We start from the raw sequence: 19,642 nt of genomic DNA on the forward strand, positions 1-19,642 counted from the left end.
CGCTACCTGCTGCGCCACGTCGGCACTCCTCGCGTCCCTGACCGGCCGGAATCGGCCCGATCAACACCGGCGCAGCGGGATGCCGACACGCCAGAAAACCCCCGACCGTGCGGTAGGGGGCGTCTGGTCACGACTGTACCGTCGTCCACCGACGGTGCCCCCGGAGCCGGAGGCGGCCGCAGTGGGTCAGTGGCCCATCTCGCCGGCGGTGGCCTGGATCCGGGCCAGGCGCTGCGGGCTGGGCCAGCGCACCTTGGTCGCCCAGCCCAGCTTCTCGAAGAACCAGATGGTCCGGGCCGAGATGTCGAGTTGACCGCGCAGCACGCCGTGACGGGCGCAGGTCGGGTCGGCGTGGTGCAGGTTGTGCCAGGACTCGCCGAAGCTGAGCAGGGCCAGCGGCCAGAAGTTGGCCGACTTGTCCCGGGCCGCGAACGGGCGCTCACCGATCATGTGGCAGATCGAGTTCACCGACCAGGTGACGTGGTGCAGCAACGCGATACGCACCAGCCCGGCCCAGAAGAAGGCGGTCAGCGCGCCGTGCCAGGACATGGTGACCAGGCCGCCGATCAGAGCGGGCGCGATGATCGATCCGATGGTCCACGTCCAGAAGTACTTGCTCTGGCGGGCGATGTCCTTGTCGGCCAGGAGGTCAGGGGCGAACCGCTGCTGATTGGTGTTGTCCCGATCGAAGATCCACCCCATGTGGGCGTGCCAGAAGCCCTTGGCCAACGCCGGAACCGATGTTCCGTACGTCCAGGGCGAGTGCGGGTCTCCCTCGCGGTCGGAGAAGGCATGGTGGCGCCGATGGTCAGCGACCCAGATGATCACCGGACCCTGGGCTGCCATCTGCCCGGCTCCGGCCAGGGCGATCTTGAGGGCGCGATTCGCCTTGAACGATCCGTGGGTGAACAGCCGGTGGAACCCGACCGTCACCCCCATGCCCGAAACCACGTAGAACGCGGCCGCAATGATGACGTCGGTCCAGGTCAGACCCCATCCCCAGGCGAACGGAACCGCCAGGATCACGGCCAGCAGGGGCACCAGGGAGAAACCGTAGACGGCGATCTGAGCCGCGATGCCGCGTTCGCCGTCCAGGATCGGCTTCGGCCCCTGCGCCGTCGTGGCCGTCGTGCGGGCGGGGCTGGTGGGGGTGGGAGCACCGTCCATGGTGGGGGCTGACTGCGGAGGGGTCACGGGCGATCAATCTTCTCGGGTCCCGGCCGACAGCCGCCCGGGACAGGTGGAACTCTGGCCAACCGCCCGTGCCTGCGACGTTCACGGAACGCGCCGGACCCACCGGGTTCTTCCGCCAACGGTACCGGCTCAGGGGTACCGGCGGAATGCGTGCGGGGCAATCGACCACAGTCGCCGTTCCGGTGCCGGCCCCGAGCAGCCGCGCACGGGAGGCGGCCTCAACCGCCGCCATGACATGGAATGATGCTGGTGGTCAATCCGCCGTGGTGTAACGGCAGCACCTCTGATTTTGGTTCAGATGGTTCAGGTTCGAATCCTGGCGGCGGAGCGGACGGCCTCGATCGCTGGTTCGTGCCCACATCGAATCCGGCTAACATCCGTGGGGGCTTCGGGCCAGCACAGGAGGATCGCCAATGCCGGACAGTGAACGGGCGACGTCCGCCGTCGTCTCGGCGGTGATCGTCCTCGCCGCCGGCGCCGGTACCAGAATGCGCTCGTCCGTGCCCAAGGTGCTGCACCCGGTCGCCGGGAAGCCACTGCTGTGGCACGCCGTGACCGCAGCCGCCGCCGTCCGGCCCGAACACCTGGTGGTCGTCGTCGGATACGGACGCGAACAGGTCGGCCAGTATCTCGCCGATCATCACCCCACCGTGCGGCAGGCCGTGCAGGACGAGCAACTCGGTACCGGCCATGCGGTCGCCTGCGCCCTGGCGGAGATGGGCCGGATCAGCGGGACGGTCCTGGTCACCTACGGCGACGTCCCTCTGCTCACCGGCGCGACGCTCGTCGAACTGGCCGCGCACCATCAGCGCAGCGCCAACGCGGTGACCGTGCTCACGGCCGACGTGGTCGATCCGACCGGGTACGGCCGGATCGTCCGCGACGAGTCCGGACAGCTGGCGGCGATCGTCGAGCAGAAGGACGCCGACGATGTGCAGCGCGCCATCACCGAGATCAACTCCGGTGTGTACGCCTTCGACGGAGCGGTCCTGGCCGACGCGCTGACCCGCCTGACGTCGGCCAACTCCCAGGGCGAGCGGTACCTGACCGACGTCGTTTCTCTGGCCCGATCCGATGATCATCCGGTCGGGACCTTGACCACCGACGATGCCGCGCAGACCGAGGGGGTCAACGACCGCGTGCAACTGGCCGAGCTGGGCAAGGTCCTCAACGGTCGGCTCGTGCGGGACGCCCAGTTGTCCGGCGTCACCGTGGTCGACCCGTCCGCCACCTACCTGCACGCGGATGTGGTGATCGGCCGGGACACCGTCCTCCTTCCGGGCACGTCGCTGGAGGCGGGCACGGTGATCGGATCCCATTGCGTGATCGGCCCGGAAACCACCCTCTCGGACTGCCGCGTGGCCGATCACGCCGCGGTGGTGCGTTCCCACTGCACCGGCTCGACCATCGGGCCGGGCGCCAGCGTCGGGCCGTACTCGTACCTGCGTCCCGGCGCCGATCTGGGCGAGAAGTCCAAGGTCGGCGCGTTCGTCGAGATCAAGAAGTCGTTCATCGGGCGCCGGGCCAAAGTGCCGCACCTGTCCTACATCGGGGACACGACGATCGGGACGGGCTCCAACGTCGGCGCCGGCACCATCACGGCGAACTACGACGGAGTGCTCAAGAGTGCCACCACCATCGGCGAGAACGCTTTCGTAGGATCGAATTCCACCTTGGTCGCACCGGTGCGGATCGCCGATGGCGTGTACGTGGCCGCCGGTTCGACGGTGACCAACGATGTGGAACCGGGTGATCTGGCCGTCGCGCGTGGTCGCCAGCGCAGCGTCAAGGGCTGGGTCCTGCGCCGCCGCGAAGGAACGGCCTCCGACCGCTCGGCCCGTGCGGCCGGCGCCGGTTCGCCCACGGCCACCGACGTGTGAGGCCGCCCGCCCATTGCCCGGGCCCGACCAGAACAGCACGCTCCGCTCGTCAGCGAAAAGGACACCACCTCGCGTGAATGCCATCTCCACCACCACCCGCAAGAGCATGATGCTCTTCTCCGGCCGCGGGTTCCCCGAGCTGGCGGACGAGGTGGCCCGTGAACTCGACGCCCAGGTGACCCCCACCTCGATCTACGACTTCGCCAACGGCGAGATCTTCGTGCGGCCCGAGCTGTCGGTCCGCGGGACGGATTCGTTCATCATCCAGTCCTGCGGCGCGTCCATCAACAAGTGGGTGATGGAGACCCTGATCATGATCGACGCCCTGAAACGCGCTTCAGCCAAACGGATCACGGTCGTCCTGCCCTTCTATCCGTATGCCCGGCAGGACAAGAAGCACCGCGGTCGCGAGCCGATCTCGGCCCGATTGATCGCCGACCTGCTCAAGACGGCCGGCGCCCACCGGTTGATGACGGTCGACCTGCACACCGACCAGGTGCAGGGCTTCTTCGACGGCCCGGTCGACCACCTGTTCGCCCAGCCCCTGCTGACCGACTACATCTCCGAGAAGTACGGCACCGAGGACCTCACGGTGGTCTCCCCCGACTCCGGGCGGGTCCGTACCGCCGAGCGCTGGGCGAACCGGCTCGGCGGCAAGCCGATCGCCTTCATCCACAAGACGCGGGACCCGCTGCGCCCCAACCAGGTCAAGGCGAACCGAGTGGTCGGTGACGTGGCCGGGCGCACCTGCATCGTGGTCGACGACATGATCGACACCGGCGGCACCATCGCCAAGGCGGTCCAGGAGATCATGCACGCCGGGGCGGAGAAGGTCATCGTGGCGGCCACCCACGGCGTGCTGTCGGACCCGGCGGCGGAACGGCTCAGCACGTGCGGCGCGGTCGAGGTCGTGCTGACCAACACCCTGCCCATCCCGCCGGAGCATCAGTTCCCGCAACTGACCGTGCTCTCCATCGCCCCGCTGCTGGCCCGGGCGATCCACGAGGTCTTCGAAGACGGATCGGTGACCTCGCTGTTCGACGTCTGAGGCCGGGACCGACCGGCGTTTTGACGCGATCCGAACGCCGGTGGGTGAATACTCCGGTCGGGTACTCAGCGCGGTCAGGCTGAGCTGACGAACGGGGTCCAATGTGCCCGGGGTGAGCCGCAGAACTGCCATCGGCGCGATGTCGGTCGGAGCCATCGGCGTCGGCGCGGCGGCCGGGGCGATCGTCGATCGCAGACTCGGCGAGCCGACCCGGCCGCCCAGTGGCAGCGGCGCCGTCGCGACGGTCGCGGGCTGGGCCGCGCGCCGGGGAAACCGTTACCACATCGGTCATCGAGGCAGCGGGGATGTCTATCCCGAGCACAGTATCGAGGGCTATCGCGCCGTGGTGGCCGCCGGCATCGAGTGCATCGAGATCAGCGTCGGCATGACGTCGGACGGCACGTTGATCTGCATGCACGACGCGACCTACGACCGGACCACCACGCTGTCCGGCACGGTCGCCTCCCTCCCGTCGACGGTGTTGCGCGGCGGCCGCCTGGATGTACCCCAGCTCGGTCCGGCCTGGGCGGCGGAGCCGGTGCCCCGGGTCCCGTATCTCCTTGACGTCCTGCGCGAGCTGGGCGGGAAGGTGGTGATGTGCATCGAAGCCAAGAACGACGACGCGTACCCGGCGATGATCGCCGCCATCGAAACGGCCGGGCTCAAGGACAGCGTCATCATCAAGGGCTTCTACTCCAGTTCGCGCCTCCCGCAGGCGCGCGCGGCCGGTTATCCGGTGTTCGGCTACTTCGGAGCCGAAACGGACATCACCTTGGAACGCATTGCCGCCCTGGCCAAGACACTCGCCCCGGCCACCGACTGCATAGTCCTGCCCGCCTCGGGGGCATCCGGACTCCTGAACTCGCAGTTCGTCACCGCGGCGGTCGGTACCGGAATCCCGGTCTGGATCTACGCGGCCCATCGCCGCTCCGACGCCGCCCACTTCTTCGACCTCGGCTGCCGAGGCATCGTCGGCTCCAGCGCCCCGTACATCGCCTCCGACCGCCCGATCGCCACGGCCGACACCTGGGCCTCCGGAGCGATCGCGCCGGGAGAGATGACCAGGGACCCAAGTTCTGCGACCTACGCCCCGGCCTGGTCCGGCCCCGAACTGCACCTGGCCGCCAAAGGGACTCAGCATTTCCTCACCCTTGGTCATTTCGGACCCGTGCGCAGCGCGGCCGGCAGCTACACGGTGGAGGTCGAAGCATGCTGGCCGGCGCTTCCCTCCAGTGCGGCGGACAACCTGACCATCGCTTTCGGACGCAATGACGACAGCTACTACGAACATCGGCTGGGTCGGGGCAACGGCTATCACGCCATCCTGCGGGCCGACGGCCGGCTCGAGCTCTATCGTCACCTCGACGGTCATCCGGACGGCGTCCAACTCGGCGTCTCGGTGGCCACCACCCCAGCGTCGCCCGGACAGTGGATCCCGCTGCGTCTGCAGGTGACCCCGGCGGCCATCACCTGGACCAGGACCGATGCGGCCGGGACGGTGACGTCGTCCGATTCCACCACCAGGGGCGGATACCTGCACATAGGCCGGAGCTCCACCGACGGCGAGGCGGCATTCCGCAAGCTGCGGCTGTCCTGAGCCCGGCACCGGCTCTGGCACATCGGTCGATCTTCCCGCCCACCACGAGTTACGACGCTCACTCGTTCGTTGACCCGCATAACTTCCTGCCTGTAGGCTGCTCGACAGGAAGATCTATGGCTAGAGAGGTGAACATGACACAGTTTCCACGGGTTTGGCTCGACCGCAACAAATCCTGGGCGAAGGATGGCTTCGTCCCGGAGGAGGTCCTGGCCCACCGCGGATACGTCGTGGTCGACGATCCGGCCCGAGCCGATGTGGTGGTTGCCGGGTCGGCGCCGCTTGCCGCTCCGGCCGCGCAGGCCGTGTCCGCCGGCGCCGGCCTGGTCCTCCTGATCGACTCGGTCGAAGACCTCGCGGCACCCTTGGGCGGGATCGCCGCCGGCGACCTACTCCCGACCGGCTCGGCCGGCCTGTCGGCCGACCCCCGCGAGCCGGGGGACGCCGGACTTCACCCGCAACACGGCAACGCACGGACCGAGATCGACGAAGACCTGCTGGCGCGCACGGATCTCGACCGTCTGCGGCCCCTGGCCACCCTGACGCTGACCGACCCGGCTGCCCCGCTGCTGCGCCTGTCCGGCGGCCGACCCGGCGCTCCGGTCGCCGCGACGTCGGTCGTCGGCTCGTCCCGCCTGGTGGTCCTGGCCGTCGCGATGGATCCGTCCTCGGGTGATCTGTTCTTCAACGCGGTCAGCTACGCGGCGCGCCCCACCACCGCCGGTCGCCGCGCCCATCGGTCGCCGATCATCGAGCACCCCTCCTGGCTCGACCTGAAGAGCGCCGTCGGTGACCTGCGCCCCCTGCAGGCCAAGGACGGCTCGGTTCCGGAGAACAAGACGCAGGCCGCGACTCTGATCCAGCGGATCGTCGCCGCGGTCGAGCAGCTCGCGCCCGAGTTCCCGCACGACGCGGACTACCTGGCTGCCTGCGCCAAGGACCTCACCCGGTGGAGCGACAGCGGGTTCGGCGTCCCCGACTTCCTCGACTCGCTGCTGGCCTTCCATCCGGAGGCGGACCGGGTGGACGGCCGTGCGCACCTCGTGCTGTTCCCGATGTACACGCAGAACGGCAACCCCGATCGGAATGTCGAAGCCGTCCTCATCGAGGTGATCTGGCCCGACTTCGTCGCCGATCTGGAGGCCGGCGAGTACTCCAACAAGATGTTCGTGCCGATCCGGTTCCTCGACTTCACACCCGGGTACGACACGAACTCGGCCGTGCTCTTCCCGGAAACGATCGCCATGCGCGAGGTTCCCAAGTTCAGCTGGGGCGCCATCTTCGCCGATCGGGAGGCGGCCCGCTTCCGCGCGGTGGTCAGCTCCGCGGCGGAGATCACCCGGTTGGCGCTGCCTCCGGACGCGGCCCGGTTGCTGCAGGACCAGGAGCTGGCCGAGCAGACATTCGTCATGTGGGACCTGATCCACGACCGGACCCACATGCACGGCGACCTGCCCTTCGACCCGTTCATGATCAAGCAGCGCATGCCGTTCTTCCTCTACACGCTGGAGGAGCTGCGCTGTGATCTGACCGCCTTCCGCGAGTCGGTCAAGCTCGAGCGGGCCGGCGTTCCCCATGCCCGTCTCGTGCAGTACGCGATCCTGTTCGACCGCATCTTCCGCTTTGCCATCACCGGGAGCCGGGTCCGCAACTACGACGGGCTGGGCGGCCAGCTGCTCTTCGCCTGGTTGCACCAGCATCACGTCCTGCACTGGACCGACAACCGGCTGACCATCGACTGGACCGAGGTGACCGAGCCGGTACTCGAGCTGGGCCGCCAGATCGAGCACCTGTACTGGCAGTCCATCGACCGTTCCAAGACCGCGCACTGGCTGGCCGCGTACCAACTGGTGTCCGGAACCGTGGCCCCTAATCCGTCGTCCACCTGGGCCAAGGGTCCGGACGCGCTTCCGTTGGACGGCCCGGTCCGCGGCCTCACCGATGCGGTGCTACCCGACGAATTTCCGCTCTCGATGTTCTACGAGGCACTCAACCGGAAGCTCGCACCGGTCGTCAGCGCCACCGCGGGAATTACGGGATGATCCCTGAATGATCAGTCGTCCAGCAGGTGAATTGAACGGTCTTGTCATCCTCGTCACCGGCGCGACCGGCAGCGCCGGGCGGGCGACCGTCCGGGCCCTGGCCCGGGCCGGCGCCGAGGTGGTGGCGGTCGGGCGTGACGAGCACCGCTTGGCGACGTTGTTCGCGGGACTGCCCGGCGTCCACTGCCAGGTGGCCGAGATCAGCGACACCGAGCACTGCGAGGCGCTCGCCGATCGGGTTCGCCGGCGGCACCACCGCATCGACGGCCTCGTTCATCTGGTCGGCGGCTGGCGAGGCGGCTCGGGCTTCACCGCGAACAGCGATGACGACTGGGGCTACCTGAGCCGCACGTTGATCGACAGCCTCCGTCACATCACGATGGCTCTCCACGACGACCTCGCGGCGTCATCGGACGGGCGTGCGGTGATCGTCTCGGCGACCGCGGCCGAGCGACCGACGCCGGGCGGGGCGAACTACGCGGCCGCGAAGGCGGCCACCGAGGCGTGGATGCTGGCCATGGCCGAGTCGTTCCGACGGCTGCAGTCGGGAGCCAAGTCGGAGCCGTTCCCCCAACGGTCGGCCGCCACCATCCTGATCATCAAGGCGCTCGTCGACCAAGGAATGCGGGATGCCGCGCCGGACAAGCAGTTCACCGGGTTCACGGACGTACGCGACCTGGCCGACCGGATCGTCGACCTGTTCACCGATGAGCCGGCCGAGGTCAACGGGGCCCGCCTGCTGATGTGACACCGCCCGGTCTTCGGGCGCCGCGGGGCCGAAGACCTCTGCGTCGGAGGAGCCGGAACGGCGATGGACAATGGACGGGTGACCCTCCTTCATGACATCAATCAGCGGGGCTTCGCCTCGGACAATTACGCCGGAGTCCATCCCGAGGTGCTCACGGCGATCGCCGAGGCGAACGGTGGCCACCAGATCGCATACGGCGAAGACGTCTACACCGCTCACCTGCAGACGGTCATGGCGCGCCACTTCGGCGCCGGCGTGCAGGCGTTCCCGGTGTTCAACGGCACGGGAGCCAACGTGCTGTCCCTCCAGGCCATCCTGCCCCGCTGGGGGGCCGTCGTCTGCGCGGAGACCGCACACATCAACACCGACGAGAACGCCGCACCGGAGCGCGTCGGCGGTCTCAAGTTGCTCACCGTTCCGACCACCGACGGCAAACTGACCCCCGAACTGATCGACCGGCAGGCCTGGGGTTGGGGCGACGAGCACCGCGCCCAGCCGCTGGCTGTGTCGATCACCCAGACCACCGAACTCGGGACCGCCTACACGGCGGCCGAGATCACCGCCATCGCCGAGCACGTGCATGCCAAGGGCATGCTGCTGCACGTCGACGGCTCCCGGATCGCCAACGCCGCGGCATCGCTCGGCACCGACCTGTCGACCTTCACCACCGACGCCGGGGTTGACCTGCTGTCCTTCGGGGGCACGAAGAACGGCCTGCTCTACGGCGAGGCCGTCGTGGTCCTGCGCCCGGAGGAAAACGGCGCGGCGGCTGCTCTGCCGTTCCTGCGGAAGCTGAACATGCAGTTGGCCAGCAAGATGCGGTTCGTCTCGGCCCAGCTGATCGCCCTGTTGGAGGGCGACCTGTGGCTGCGCTCGGCCCAGCACGCCAACGCAATGGCGGCCCGGCTCGCCGAGGCGGCCGGCTCCCTCGACGGTGTCCGGATCACCCAGCCGGTCCAGGCGAACGCCGTCTTCGCCATCCTCGACCCGGTAGTCGCCGATCGACTGCGCGAGACCTTCCGGTTCTACGACTGGAACCCGCATACCGGGGAGGTCCGCTGGATGTGCTCCTTCGACACCACGGAGGCCGATGTCGACGCGTTCGTCGCGGAGATGAAACGACTCCTGGCCGAGCAGGCCTGAGCGGCCCGCACGCCGCAGGGTTCCTCAGCCGAGCGCCTTCATGTCCCGGAACCACTTGACCGACGCGAGCAACATGAATCCGGCCGAGGCGACGAAGAGGAACGCATAAACCCAGAAGAACACCAGGGGCCAGCCCAGTACGACGAACACCACACACAGCAGGCCGTAGTCGGTCGGGATCACCAGGAGCGAGCGCAGCAGTGAGGTTCCGCCCCGCTCCAGCGGTTGCCCGGACCGGGCCTGGAACTGCCGACGCAACTGGTCGTTCAGGATCATGCCGAAGAACATCACGGCCGCCACGACCGTGAACCCGATGGGAATCAGCAGGGCGGCCCGCCCCACCGGCATGAATCGGTAGGCGCTGACCAGGACGGCCAGATGAAGGCTGGAGATCTTCGTCGCGTCCACCATGTGGTCCAGCCACTCACCGGCCGAACTCCCGGACCCCTGGAGCCGGGCCAACTGACCGTCCGCGGCGTCGAAGGCGTACCCGAGCACAAGGCAGAGACACACCACCACTCCGACCCACACCGCCGGGGAGACGAGGGCGAGCACGGCAATTCCGGCGAAGGAGAAGACGGCACTGATGGCGGTCACCGTATTCGGTGTCAGCCCCAACTTGAACGCGCCGGCGGCGATCAGTCGGCCGAGCCGCCGGTTGACGAAACGGGAATAGGCCGGTGCCCCCTTGGACGGCTTCTGGGCGGTACTCAGAGAGCGGACGACCTCGGAGTACGGTGCCGCCGGCGTCACCGGCCCCGGCCGACCGACCGAAACCCCGGACGGCTCCGCCGCGCCCAAGCGATCGTCCGAGCGAACTCCGATTCCCTCACCGTCCATCATGACCCCCCATTTCCAGCGACCCGGAACCGAGCGCGCCGGAAAGGTCCGGCCACGTCGAACTCGAGTTCCGGACATGACACCCAACGGTGGACGGCACGATTGATCACCTCATCTGTTGGGTGACACCGAACGGACACGGTACGCAGTCACCTTCACGGCCCGCACCAATCTCGGCTCGCGCGGGCCGCCGCCAGCACCGACAGCTGGACCAAATTTAACACTGCGTGGTCGCCCGAGGAGGGAAAGCGAAGAACTCCGCGTTCAGCCCGGACGAGTGACCACCCATTCCCCCGATTGACCGACGGGGTAAACCGCCCACAATGCGGTTCGGGTCCAACACCCGGGTGCCGCCGTGTGGGGTGGCACACTGGGCCATCTGACCGCACAGCCACGCGCTCGTCGACCGGACCCATTCGTCATGAGGATCAACAGTGAGTGACCGTACGAGATTCGTGTTCCTGCACTCTTCCGACGAGCTCTACGGTGCCGATCGGATGCTGCTGGAGATGGTCGGCGCACTGCCCGAGCACACCGAGGCGGAGGTGTGGCTCCCCACGGATCTGGCCCATCCCGAGCGGCCGCTCTGCGTCGAACTGGAGCGCCGGGGCGCCGCGGTTCGCCACCTCGATCTGCCGATCATGCGCCGTGCCTATCAGAACCCGATGGGCCTGGTCCGCCTGGCCGTACGCTCGGCGCGGTTGTTCCGCGCATTGCGGCGCGGCGCCCCCGATGTCGTCTACTGCACGACCAGTGCGACGTTCCTCGGGGCTCCGCTGGCCCGGATCGCCCGTGTCCCCGCGGTCATCGGACACCTCCAGGAGATCTGGTCGAAGACCGATCGACAGGTCCTGCGCGGACCCGCGCTGGCCTGCCACCGCCTGCTCGCAATCTCCGAGGCCGTGGTCGCCTCCGTGCCGGGGCGGATCGCACTGCGCACCGTCGTAGTGCCCAATGGGACTCCGGAGCCGCCGCGCCTGGTCCCGATCGAGACCCACCAGGGCCGGCTGCAGTTCGTCGTCGCCAGCCGGTGGAACGCCTGGAAGGGACACCGAACCCTGCTGGCGGCCTGGGATCGGGCCAAGCCGGCCGGCCACCTCACGGTGCTGGGCGGCCGCCCGCCGAGCGGCGAGTGGGTCGACGTTCCCGGACTGGTCTCCGCACTGCGTGATCCGTCGTCGGTGTCGGTGGTGGGCGAGGTGTCGGATCCGTCGGTCTATCTCGAGGAAGCGGATGTGGTGTTGATGCCGTCCGATGAACCGGAGCCATTCGGGCTGGTAGCCATCGAGGCCTTCGCCCGCGGACGTCCGGTCGTCGCGAGCGCGGGCGGCGGCCTGGTCGACGTGGTCACCGACCAGGTGGACGGGTGGCTCTACCCGCCGGGAGACGTGGCCGCTCTGGCCGCAATCCTCGGGCGACTGTCCCGGACAGAAGTGACCGAAGCCGGCCACCAGGCTCGCGAGACCTACAAAAGCCGTTTCAACACTGAACGTTTCGCCCTGTCATGGCGGGCCGCCACATTCGGTGAACGGTCGACCGGGTGACCTGGCGGGCGTATTTGTCTTAACATAGTGGTGACGAGCATTCGCCGGCGGTCCAGAGTGAAGCGACCCTTTTCGACGAGGAGGTTCCCATGAGCGGCATCGCGAGCGGCGCCGAGAAGATCGCCGGAGCGCCGATCTCCTGGGGCGTGTGCGAAGTCCCCGACTGGGGTTACCAGTTGCCGCCGGAGCTGGTGCTGGGACAGATGCGGGACCTCGGGCTGACGGCCACCGAATTCGGCCCCGACACCTTCCTCCCGGCCGACCCGGCCGCCCGGGCGGCGACCCTCGCGGCGTACGACCTGTCCGCCGTCGGCGGCTTCGTCCCGGTCGTCCTGCACGAAGCCGGCCACGATCCCTTGCCGGGTCTGCAGATCGAACTCGACGCGTTCGTCGCGGCCGGGGCGGGCACGTTGGTCCTAGCCGCCGCCACCGGCGTCGACGGCTACGACGAGCGGCCGGATCTCGACGAGGCCGGCTGGCGCCGGTTGCTGGACAACCTCGACCGGGTGGCGGCCGCGGCCGCCGAGCGCGGCGTGATCCCGACTCTGCACCCCCACGTCGGCACCATGATCGAGAAGCCGGACGAGGTGGAACGGGTGCTCACCGGCTCCGGGATCGCCCTGACCCTGGACACCGGCCACCTGATGATCGGCGGCAACGACCTCGTCGCGCTGACGTCGGCCGCCGCCGGCCGGATCGCCCACGTGCACCTCAAAGACGTACGGGCCGACCTGGCCCGGCGCGTGCAGCACGCCGAACTGACCTACACGCAGGCCGTCGGGAGCGGCATGTACGTGCCGTTGGGCACCGGCGACGTCGATCTGAACGCCATTCTCGGCATCCTGCACACCGCCGGATACTCGGGCTGGTACGTCATGGAGCAGGACACCATCCTGTCCGGGCCCGAGCAGGCGGCCGCCGCCCTGGACGACATCGCCGCCTCGCTCGGCTTTCTCACCGGCGTCCTGGCGTCCTGACGTTCGGGGCCAGGGCCGCCCGCCGGTGAGAAAGCCGGCTTGCCCGACGCGGCCGCCGGGTTCAGACGTTCTGCGGGAACCCGAGGTTGATGCCGCCGTGGCTCGGGTCGAGCCACCGGGTGGTGACGACCTTGCCGCGGGTGAAGAAGTGCATGCCCTCGGTGCCGTGGGCGTGGGTGTCACCGAACAGCGAATTCTTCCAGCCGCCGAAGCTGTAGTACCCGACCGGCACCGGGACCGGCACGTTGATGCCGACCATGCCGACCTCTACGTCGTGCTGGAACCGGCGGGCGGCGCCACCGTCGTTGGTGAAGATGGCCGTGCCGTTCCCGTACGGGTTGGCGTTGATCATGTCGATGGCCTCATCGAACGTCTTCACCCGGAGGACGGACAGCACCGGCCCGAAGATCTCCTCGGTGTAGATCGACATGTCGGTGGTGACCTTGTCGAAGAGCGTCGGCGTCACCCAGAACCCGCCGACCGGACCGTCGACTAGCTTGTCCCGGCCGTCCACCACCAGTTCGGCACCCGCGGCGACTCCCTGCTCGATGTAGCCGACCACCTTGTCGCGGTGGGCCCCGGTGACCAGCGGACCCATGTCGCAGCCGCGTCGGCCGTCACCGGTCCGCAGGCCGGCGATCCGCTCCTTGATCTTGCCGATCAGTTCGTCGGCGATGGTGTCCACCGCGACCAGTGCGCTGACCGCCATGCACCGCTCGCCGGCGGAGCCGAAACCGCCGTTGACGGCGGCGTCGGCGGCCAGGTCGAGGTCGGCATCGGGCAGGACGACCATGTGGTTCTTGGCGCCCCCGAGGGCCTGCACCCGCTTGCCGTGCTGGGTGGCGACCTCGTACACGTACCGTGCGATCGGAGTCGAGCCGACGAACGAGATCGCCTTCACCGACGGGCTCTCCAGCAGCGCATCGACCGCGACCTTGTCGCCCTGCAGCACGTTGAAAATGCCGTCGGGCAGACCGGCCTCCTGCCACAGCCGGGCCAGCCAGAGCGACGCCGACGGGTCCTTCTCACTCGGCTTGAGGACTACGGCGTTACCCGCGGCGATGGCCATCGGGAAGAACCACATGGGCACCATGGCCGGGAAGTTGAACGGCGAGATGACGCCCACCACGCCCAGCGGCTGCCGGATGGAGGAGACGTCGACACCGGTGGAGGCGTTCTCGGTCTGGCCACCCTTGAGCAGATGCGAGAGGCCACAGGCGAACTCGACGATCTCCTGCCCGCGGGAGACCTCGCCGAGGGCGTCGGCCAGGACCTTGCCGTGCTCGGAGGTGATGATCTCGGCCAGCTCGGCCTTGCGCGCGTTGAGCAGTTCGCGGAATGCGAACAGCACCTGGGTGCGGCGGGCCAGGGAGATGTCCCGCCAGGCGGGCCAGGCCTTCGCGGCGGCGGCGATGACGGCATCGGCATCCTCCCGTGACGCCAGCGCCACCCGCTTCGTCACCTGCCCGGTGGCCGGGTCGTAGACGTCGGCGGCGCGCCCGCTGGTGCCGGCGCCGATGGCCCCGTCGATCCAGTGACCGACCACCGGAAGGTCCGTTGTGGCCGTGGGCGTCGTTGCTTGCTGGGTTGCGGTCATTGCTGTTGCGTCCTCTCGGGAGTCGCGCTCGGGTCGGCGACCGTCGGCGTGACGTAGGGCTTCTGGGCGATTTTGAAATTCTCGTAGGCGGTACGCGCCGCGCGGGTGGTGTCGATCGTCGACACCTGCGCCACCGGGACATCCCACCATCCGTCGCCGGACGGCGACCGCTGGTACAGGTCGGTGTCGACGTGGACCATGGCGGCGCTGGAGCCGGCCTTGGCCCGAGCCAGCCCGTCCTTCAGTTCGGCCAGGGTCCTGGCGCGGTAGACGGTGACGCCCAGACTCTCGGCGTTGGCCGCCAGGTCGACCGGCAGCACCCCGCCGTCGAGCCGGCCCGACCCCGTGGAGCGGTACCGGAACCTGGTGCCGAACCGCTGGCCGCCCAGCGACTCCGACAGTGCCCCGATGGAGGCGTATCCGTGGTTCTGCAACAGGACCACGATGATCTTGATGCCCTCCTGGACGGCGGTGACCAGTTCGGTCGGCATCATCAGGTACGAGCCGTCGCCGACCGTCACGAAGACGTCGCGGTCGGGGGCGGCCAGGGCGACTCCGATGCCGCCGGGAATCTCGTACCCCATGCAGGAGAACCCGTATTCGACGTGGTAGCCCTTGCGGTCCCGGGTGCGCCACATCGCGTGCAGGTCGCCGGGCAACGACCCGGCCGCGCACACCACCACGTCCCGCGGGTCCATGGCCGCCTCGATCGCGCCCAGCACCTCGCTCTGGGCCAGGACGCCGTGCCGGGCACCGTGACCGCTGTGGTGGGAGGCGACCACCGCGGCGTCCCAGTCGCCGGCCAGCTTCGTGGCCGACGCGGCGAAGTCCGGGTCGGTGCGGTATCCGGACAGGGCGTCCTGCAGTGCCGTCAGCGCCCGCTTGGCGTCGGCGATCACGGGCAGGCCGGCGTGCTTGACGGCGTCCAACCCGGCCACGTTGATGTTGACGAACCGGACCCCCGGGTGCTGCCACACCGTCCGGGAGGCCGTGGTGAAATCCGAATAGCGAGTGCCGATCCCGATGACGACGTCGGCGGTGGCCGCGATCCGGTTGGCCGCCGGGGTGCCGGTGGCGCCGACGGCACCGGTGTTCAACGGATGGTCGAACGGCAGCGACCCCTTCCCGGCCTGGGTCTCCCCGATCGGTATTCCGGTGGCCTCGACGAACGAGCGCAGCTCGGCGTTGGCCTCGGAGTAGGTGACACCGCCGCCGGCCACGATCATCGGTCGCCGCGCCGCGCGGATGATCTCGGCCGCGGCCGCGATGACCTCGGGTTCGGGCACCGGGCGGGCGATGCGCCAGATCCGGTTCCGGAACAGTTCCACCGGCCAGTCGTGGGCCTGCGCCTGCACGTCCTCCGGCAGGCACACGGTCGCCGCCCCGGTCTCGGCGGGATCGGTGAGCACCCGCATGGCCCCCAACAGCGCGGCCGGCAACTGCTCGGGGCGCCAGATCCGATCGAAGAACTTCGACAGCGGACGAAAGGCGTCGTTGACCGAGACGTCATAGCCGAACGGCTGTTCCAGTTCCTGCAGCACCGGTGACGCGACCCGGGTGGCGAAGACGTCGGCCGGCAACAGCAGTACCGGGATGCGGTTGACGGTGGCCAGCGCGGCCCCGGTCAGCATGTTGGTCGCCCCCGGACCGACCGATGCGGTGACGGCGAACGTCTCCAGCCGATCCTTCTGCCGGGCGTACCCGGTCGCGATGTGCACCATGGCCTGTTCGTTGCGTCCCTGGTGGTACGGCAATTCACCCGGTTCGTCCAGTTCCGCCTGCAACAGAGCCTGACCGAGCCCGGCCACGTTGCCGTGCCCGAGGATGCCTAAGCACCCGGCGAAGAACTTGCGCCTCACCCCGTCGCGCTCCGCGTACTGCCGGCCCAGGAACTTGACGATCGCCTGTCCGACGGTCAGTCGGATCATCGCCGGAGACGCCGCGATGTCAGCCATGGGAACCTCCCGTGGGCCGGCGGCCGGAGGTCTCGCCCTCGGCACGCCCGACCGGCGCAACGGACGTCGACGCGACCGATGGGTAGAAGGGCAGCCGGGGATCGGCGACCTGGCCGGCCCAGGTGTCGCGGATCCACGCGTGTTCGGGATCGTCGGTGATCAGCCAGGCGCGTTCGGCTCCGGGGCCGGCCATCACGTTGAGGTAGTACATGTCGTGACTGGGGGCGGCCATCGCCGGGCCGTGCCACCCGTGCGGAATCAGGACCACGTCACCGTCGGAGATCTCCTCCAGCAGGTCGATCGGCCGCTCCGGCGTCCCGCGGACCCGTTGGTAGCCGCCCGCGGCCGTCGATGACGCTTCGAGCGGGCGCTTGGAGCGGAACCGGTAGTAGTAGATCTCCTCCAGTTCCGACTCGGTCGGGCCGGCCTCGTCGTGTTTGTGCGGCGGATAGGACGACCAGTTCGAGGCCGGGGTGATCACCTCGCAGGCGATGAGCTTGTCGGTCTCGAAGGCGGCCGGGGTGGCGAAATTGTTCACCTGACGGCTGGACTGTCCCGCGCCGCGGATCTCGATCGGCACACCGGCCGCCGGCCCGTACCGAAACGGCAGCCGGCGGCTGGCCCGCGCCCCTGGGAATGCGATCTGAACCCCGGCGTCGCTGACCACCGTCACTCTGGAATCCATTGGCAGGTAAGCGAAGTCGGTGACGGCGGTGAAGACGTCGGGTCGACCCTGGAGCTGGAGCTTCACTCCGTCGACGGTGACCGAGCAGCCGCCGGACAGCGGCAGGGCCAGCATCTCCGCGTCGCCGGTGGGGAACGTCACCGCGCCGCCCGGGCCGAGGGTCAGCACGCGCAGGCTGGAGTAGCCCCAGCCGGCCGACTCCGGGGTGACCACCAGGTCGAAGACGTCGTCGCCGGTGCTGCCGGCCGGGCGGTAGAGCCGCCCGGGCCGACCGATACGGCGAGAGTGGCCGGCCGTCATCAGCGCACCATCGACACGGCCGTGTCGACCGCGGTCGCCACGTCGTCGTCACCCGGGTACAACAGGGTCCGGCCGACCACGAGCCCCAGCACCGAGGGCAGGGACAGCGCGTCCCGCCAGCTCTGGTAGGTCTCCTCGGGGCTGGTGGCCGGGTCTCCGCCCAGCAACAGGGTGGGTAGCGTCGTCGAATCCATCACCCGAGCCATCTCCGGGACGACCGGCAGCTTCAGCCAGGTGAAGGCCGACGTCCGGCCGAGCGCGCCGGCGATACCGACCGACCTGATCACGGCGTCCGGGGTCAGGTCGTTGTAGACGCGGCCACCGGCCCGGCTGGACCAGAACGGCTCCACCAGGGCGATCAGCTTGCGCGCGGCCAGCTCGTTCACCGCCGTGGCGGTGGCCTCCATCGTGGCCACCGTCCCGCGGTCGCCCAGAGCGATACGGGTCAAGGTCTTGCCGCCGTTGAGGCCCATGTCGGCCACACCCCGGGCGTCGTAGCCGGTGAACCGATCGTCCAGCTCGAACTCCGCGCCCTGCAGGCCGCCGCGGTTCATCGAGCCGAAGACCACCTTGTCCTCGAGCGCCCCGAGGAGCAGCAGGTCCTCCACGACGTCGGGTGAGGCCAGCAGACCGTCGACGCCCGGCCGGGACAGCGCGGTGACCAGCCGGTCCAGCAGGTCGACCCGCGAGCCCATCGCCATCGGCCGGTCTCCGACGCCGAACGCGCCCCGGGCCGGATGATCCGCGGCCAGGATCATCAGCCGGCCGTCACCCCGCAGTGTCGGCCGCTTGGCGCGGGCCAGTGCCGCCCGCCGGATCGCGTCCGGGTCCGCCGCCCTGATCCGGCTGATCTCGGCCACTCGTTCCCGGATGGTCAGCGTCGCCACGACGCTCATTCTCCGACCTCCTCGAGAAGCGCCTGCACCTCGGCCGTGGACGGCATCGCACTGGAACATTCACGCCGAGACGCCACGATAGCCCCCGCCGCGTTGGCGAAGCGCAGGACCGTTTCCAGGTCCCAGCCGGCCAGCAGACCGTGACACAGGGCGCCGCCGAATCCGTCGCCGGCGCCGAGCCCGTTGACCACGTCGACCGGGGTCGGCGGTACTTCCACGGTCACGTCCCTGGTCATGCCCAGGACACCGCGGGGGCCCTGTTTGACGATCGCGATCTCCACCCCGGCCTCCAGCAACGCCCGCCCGGCCCGGCGCGGATCGGTTTCTCCGACGGCGATCTCGCACTCCTCCCGATTCCCGACGGCCACCGTCACGTGGGCCAGCGCCGCCCTGACCTGGGCGCATGCCGCGGTCGGGTCGGACCAGAACATCGGACGGTAGTCCAGATCCAGGACGGTGAGCGGCATGCGCGCCCGCGCGTCCCAGGCGGCGAAGTGGGCCGAGCGACTCGGTTCCTCGGACAGACCGGTCACCGTCGACCAGTAGACGTCGGCGTCGACGATCGCGTCCAGGTCCAGTTCCTCCGCCCGGATCTGCAGATCCGGCGCCGACGGGAGCCGGTAGAACAGCAGCGGGAAGTGGTCCGGCGGGTACATCTCGCAGAAGGTGATCGGCGTCAGCAGGTCCGGGACCACGGAGACGAACGAATCGTCCACCCCGAAGTCCCGGAGCGCCCGATGCAGATACCGGCCGAACGCGTCCGGGCCGGTCCGCGAGATGAGGGCGGTCCGGCGCCCATGCCGAGCGGCCGCGACCGCGACATTCGCCGCGCTGCCCCCCAGATATTTCCCGAACGTCTCCACATCCTCCAGGCCCACGTTGTCCTGCAGCGGGTACAGGTCGACGCCGAGGCGGCCGATGGTCACGACCTCGAGATGTCCGCTCACGCCGCTCCTGAGTCGCCCGCGGCCGAGTGGAGGTGACGGTCGCCGGCGGCCGCATTGCCGGGTCCTACCACGGTTGTACCAAGGCTGGGCGAACCCGTGGTCGTCTGTCCACCTTTGTCATAACATACTGTCATTCGGTGGCTCTCTCGTGCTGGCGTACTCTGACCCGACGCAGCGCCGAACCTGGAACGATCGGACGGTTCCGGCCCAAGTCGGACGGGCGACGTGAAGGGTCGTCCTGGCGGAGGG

At 69.1% G+C, this 19,642-nt stretch carries 15 protein-coding genes and 1 tRNA gene; 9 read left to right on the top strand and 7 right to left on the bottom strand.

Annotated features, from left to right (window positions below; all coding sequences use genetic code 11):
* Positions 1–186: 186 nt before the first annotated feature.
* Complete coding sequence (locus BLS97_RS02680) at positions 187–1,167, bottom strand: acyl-CoA desaturase (protein ID WP_090474483.1); 981 nt, start codon at positions 1,165–1,167, stop codon at positions 187–189.
* A 284-nt stretch (positions 1,168–1,451) separates the two neighbouring features.
* On the opposite strand from BLS97_RS02680, the gene BLS97_RS02685 reads away from it, so the two are divergent.
* The 7 genes from BLS97_RS02685 to BLS97_RS02715 all read left to right on the top strand — a co-directional run bounded on the left by BLS97_RS02685 (position 1,452) and on the right by BLS97_RS02715 (position 9,652).
* A tRNA-Gln gene (locus tag BLS97_RS02685) sits at positions 1,452–1,522 on the top strand.
* A gap of 85 nt (positions 1,523–1,607) precedes the next feature.
* Entirely contained in the window at positions 1,608–3,074 is a 1,467-nt protein-coding gene (glmU, locus tag BLS97_RS02690; protein ID WP_090474484.1) for a bifunctional UDP-N-acetylglucosamine diphosphorylase/glucosamine-1-phosphate N-acetyltransferase GlmU, read from the top strand.
* A 73-nt stretch (positions 3,075–3,147) separates the two neighbouring features.
* Entirely contained in the window at positions 3,148–4,122 is a 975-nt protein-coding gene (locus BLS97_RS02695; protein ID WP_090474485.1) for a ribose-phosphate diphosphokinase, read from the top strand.
* Between the two features lie 112 nt (positions 4,123–4,234).
* Complete coding sequence (locus BLS97_RS02700) at positions 4,235–5,719, top strand: glycerophosphodiester phosphodiesterase (RefSeq protein WP_157695130.1); 1,485 nt, start codon at positions 4,235–4,237, stop codon at positions 5,717–5,719.
* Between the two features lie 656 nt (positions 5,720–6,375).
* On the top strand, positions 6,376–7,761 hold the full coding sequence (locus tag BLS97_RS02705; RefSeq protein ID WP_407938036.1) for a DUF6421 family protein: 1,386 nt from the start codon (positions 6,376–6,378) through the stop codon (positions 7,759–7,761).
* 7 nt (positions 7,762–7,768) lie between these two features.
* Positions 7,769–8,509 carry an SDR family oxidoreductase gene (locus BLS97_RS02710; protein WP_090474487.1) on the top strand — a complete coding sequence of 247 codons (741 nt, stop codon included), beginning with the start codon at positions 7,769–7,771 and terminating at the stop codon, positions 8,507–8,509.
* A 63-nt stretch (positions 8,510–8,572) separates the two neighbouring features.
* A complete protein-coding gene (locus BLS97_RS02715; protein ID WP_090474488.1) occupies positions 8,573–9,652 on the top strand; it encodes a threonine aldolase family protein in 1,080 nt (359 codons plus the stop codon).
* A 24-nt stretch (positions 9,653–9,676) separates the two neighbouring features.
* Here the strand turns inward: BLS97_RS02715 and BLS97_RS02720 are convergent, their stop codons facing one another.
* Positions 9,677–10,405 carry a CDP-alcohol phosphatidyltransferase family protein gene (locus BLS97_RS02720; RefSeq protein WP_231988321.1) on the bottom strand — a complete coding sequence of 243 codons (729 nt, stop codon included), beginning with the start codon at positions 10,403–10,405 and terminating at the stop codon, positions 9,677–9,679.
* Positions 10,406–10,926: 521 nt separating this feature from the next.
* Between BLS97_RS02720 and BLS97_RS02725 the strand changes: the two genes are divergently transcribed.
* Both BLS97_RS02725 and BLS97_RS02730 read left to right on the top strand, forming a co-directional pair.
* Positions 10,927–12,036: a glycosyltransferase gene (locus BLS97_RS02725; protein WP_157695132.1), complete on the top strand. Its 1,110-nt coding sequence runs from the start codon at positions 10,927–10,929 to the stop codon at positions 12,034–12,036.
* Positions 12,037–12,125: 89 nt separating this feature from the next.
* Positions 12,126–13,013 (top strand): TIM barrel protein, encoded by an 888-nt coding sequence (locus BLS97_RS02730; protein ID WP_090474490.1) that lies wholly within the window; start codon positions 12,126–12,128, stop codon positions 13,011–13,013.
* Positions 13,014–13,074: 61 nt separating this feature from the next.
* Here BLS97_RS02730 and BLS97_RS02735 read toward each other — a convergent pair whose 3' ends face one another.
* The 5 genes from BLS97_RS02735 to iolC are packed head-to-tail and all read right to left on the bottom strand — an operon-like array spanning position 13,075 to position 19,393.
* A complete protein-coding gene (locus BLS97_RS02735) occupies positions 13,075–14,610 on the bottom strand; it encodes a CoA-acylating methylmalonate-semialdehyde dehydrogenase (RefSeq protein ID WP_090474491.1) in 1,536 nt (511 codons plus the stop codon).
* On the bottom strand, positions 14,607–16,565 hold the full coding sequence (iolD, locus tag BLS97_RS02740; protein WP_090474492.1) for a 3D-(3,5/4)-trihydroxycyclohexane-1,2-dione acylhydrolase (decyclizing): 1,959 nt from the start codon (positions 16,563–16,565) through the stop codon (positions 14,607–14,609). Before iolD ends, BLS97_RS02735 begins: the two co-directional genes overlap by 4 nt.
* Positions 16,558–17,550 carry a 5-deoxy-glucuronate isomerase gene (iolB, locus tag BLS97_RS02745; protein ID WP_090474493.1) on the bottom strand — a complete coding sequence of 331 codons (993 nt, stop codon included), beginning with the start codon at positions 17,548–17,550 and terminating at the stop codon, positions 16,558–16,560. The genes iolD and iolB overlap by 8 nt, the downstream gene beginning before the upstream one ends.
* Positions 17,550–18,446 carry a Cgl0159 family (beta/alpha)8-fold protein gene (locus tag BLS97_RS02750; RefSeq protein WP_090474494.1) on the bottom strand — a complete coding sequence of 299 codons (897 nt, stop codon included), beginning with the start codon at positions 18,444–18,446 and terminating at the stop codon, positions 17,550–17,552. Before BLS97_RS02750 ends, iolB begins: the two co-directional genes overlap by 1 nt.
* Positions 18,443–19,393 carry a 5-dehydro-2-deoxygluconokinase gene (gene iolC / locus BLS97_RS02755; RefSeq protein ID WP_090474495.1) on the bottom strand — a complete coding sequence of 317 codons (951 nt, stop codon included), beginning with the start codon at positions 19,391–19,393 and terminating at the stop codon, positions 18,443–18,445. The genes BLS97_RS02750 and iolC overlap by 4 nt, the downstream gene beginning before the upstream one ends.
* Positions 19,394–19,642: the final 249 nt, after the last annotated feature.

The sequence above is a fragment of the Nakamurella panacisegetis genome, assembly GCF_900104535.1.
GTDB lineage: Bacteria > Actinomycetota > Actinomycetes > Mycobacteriales > Nakamurellaceae > Nakamurella > Nakamurella panacisegetis.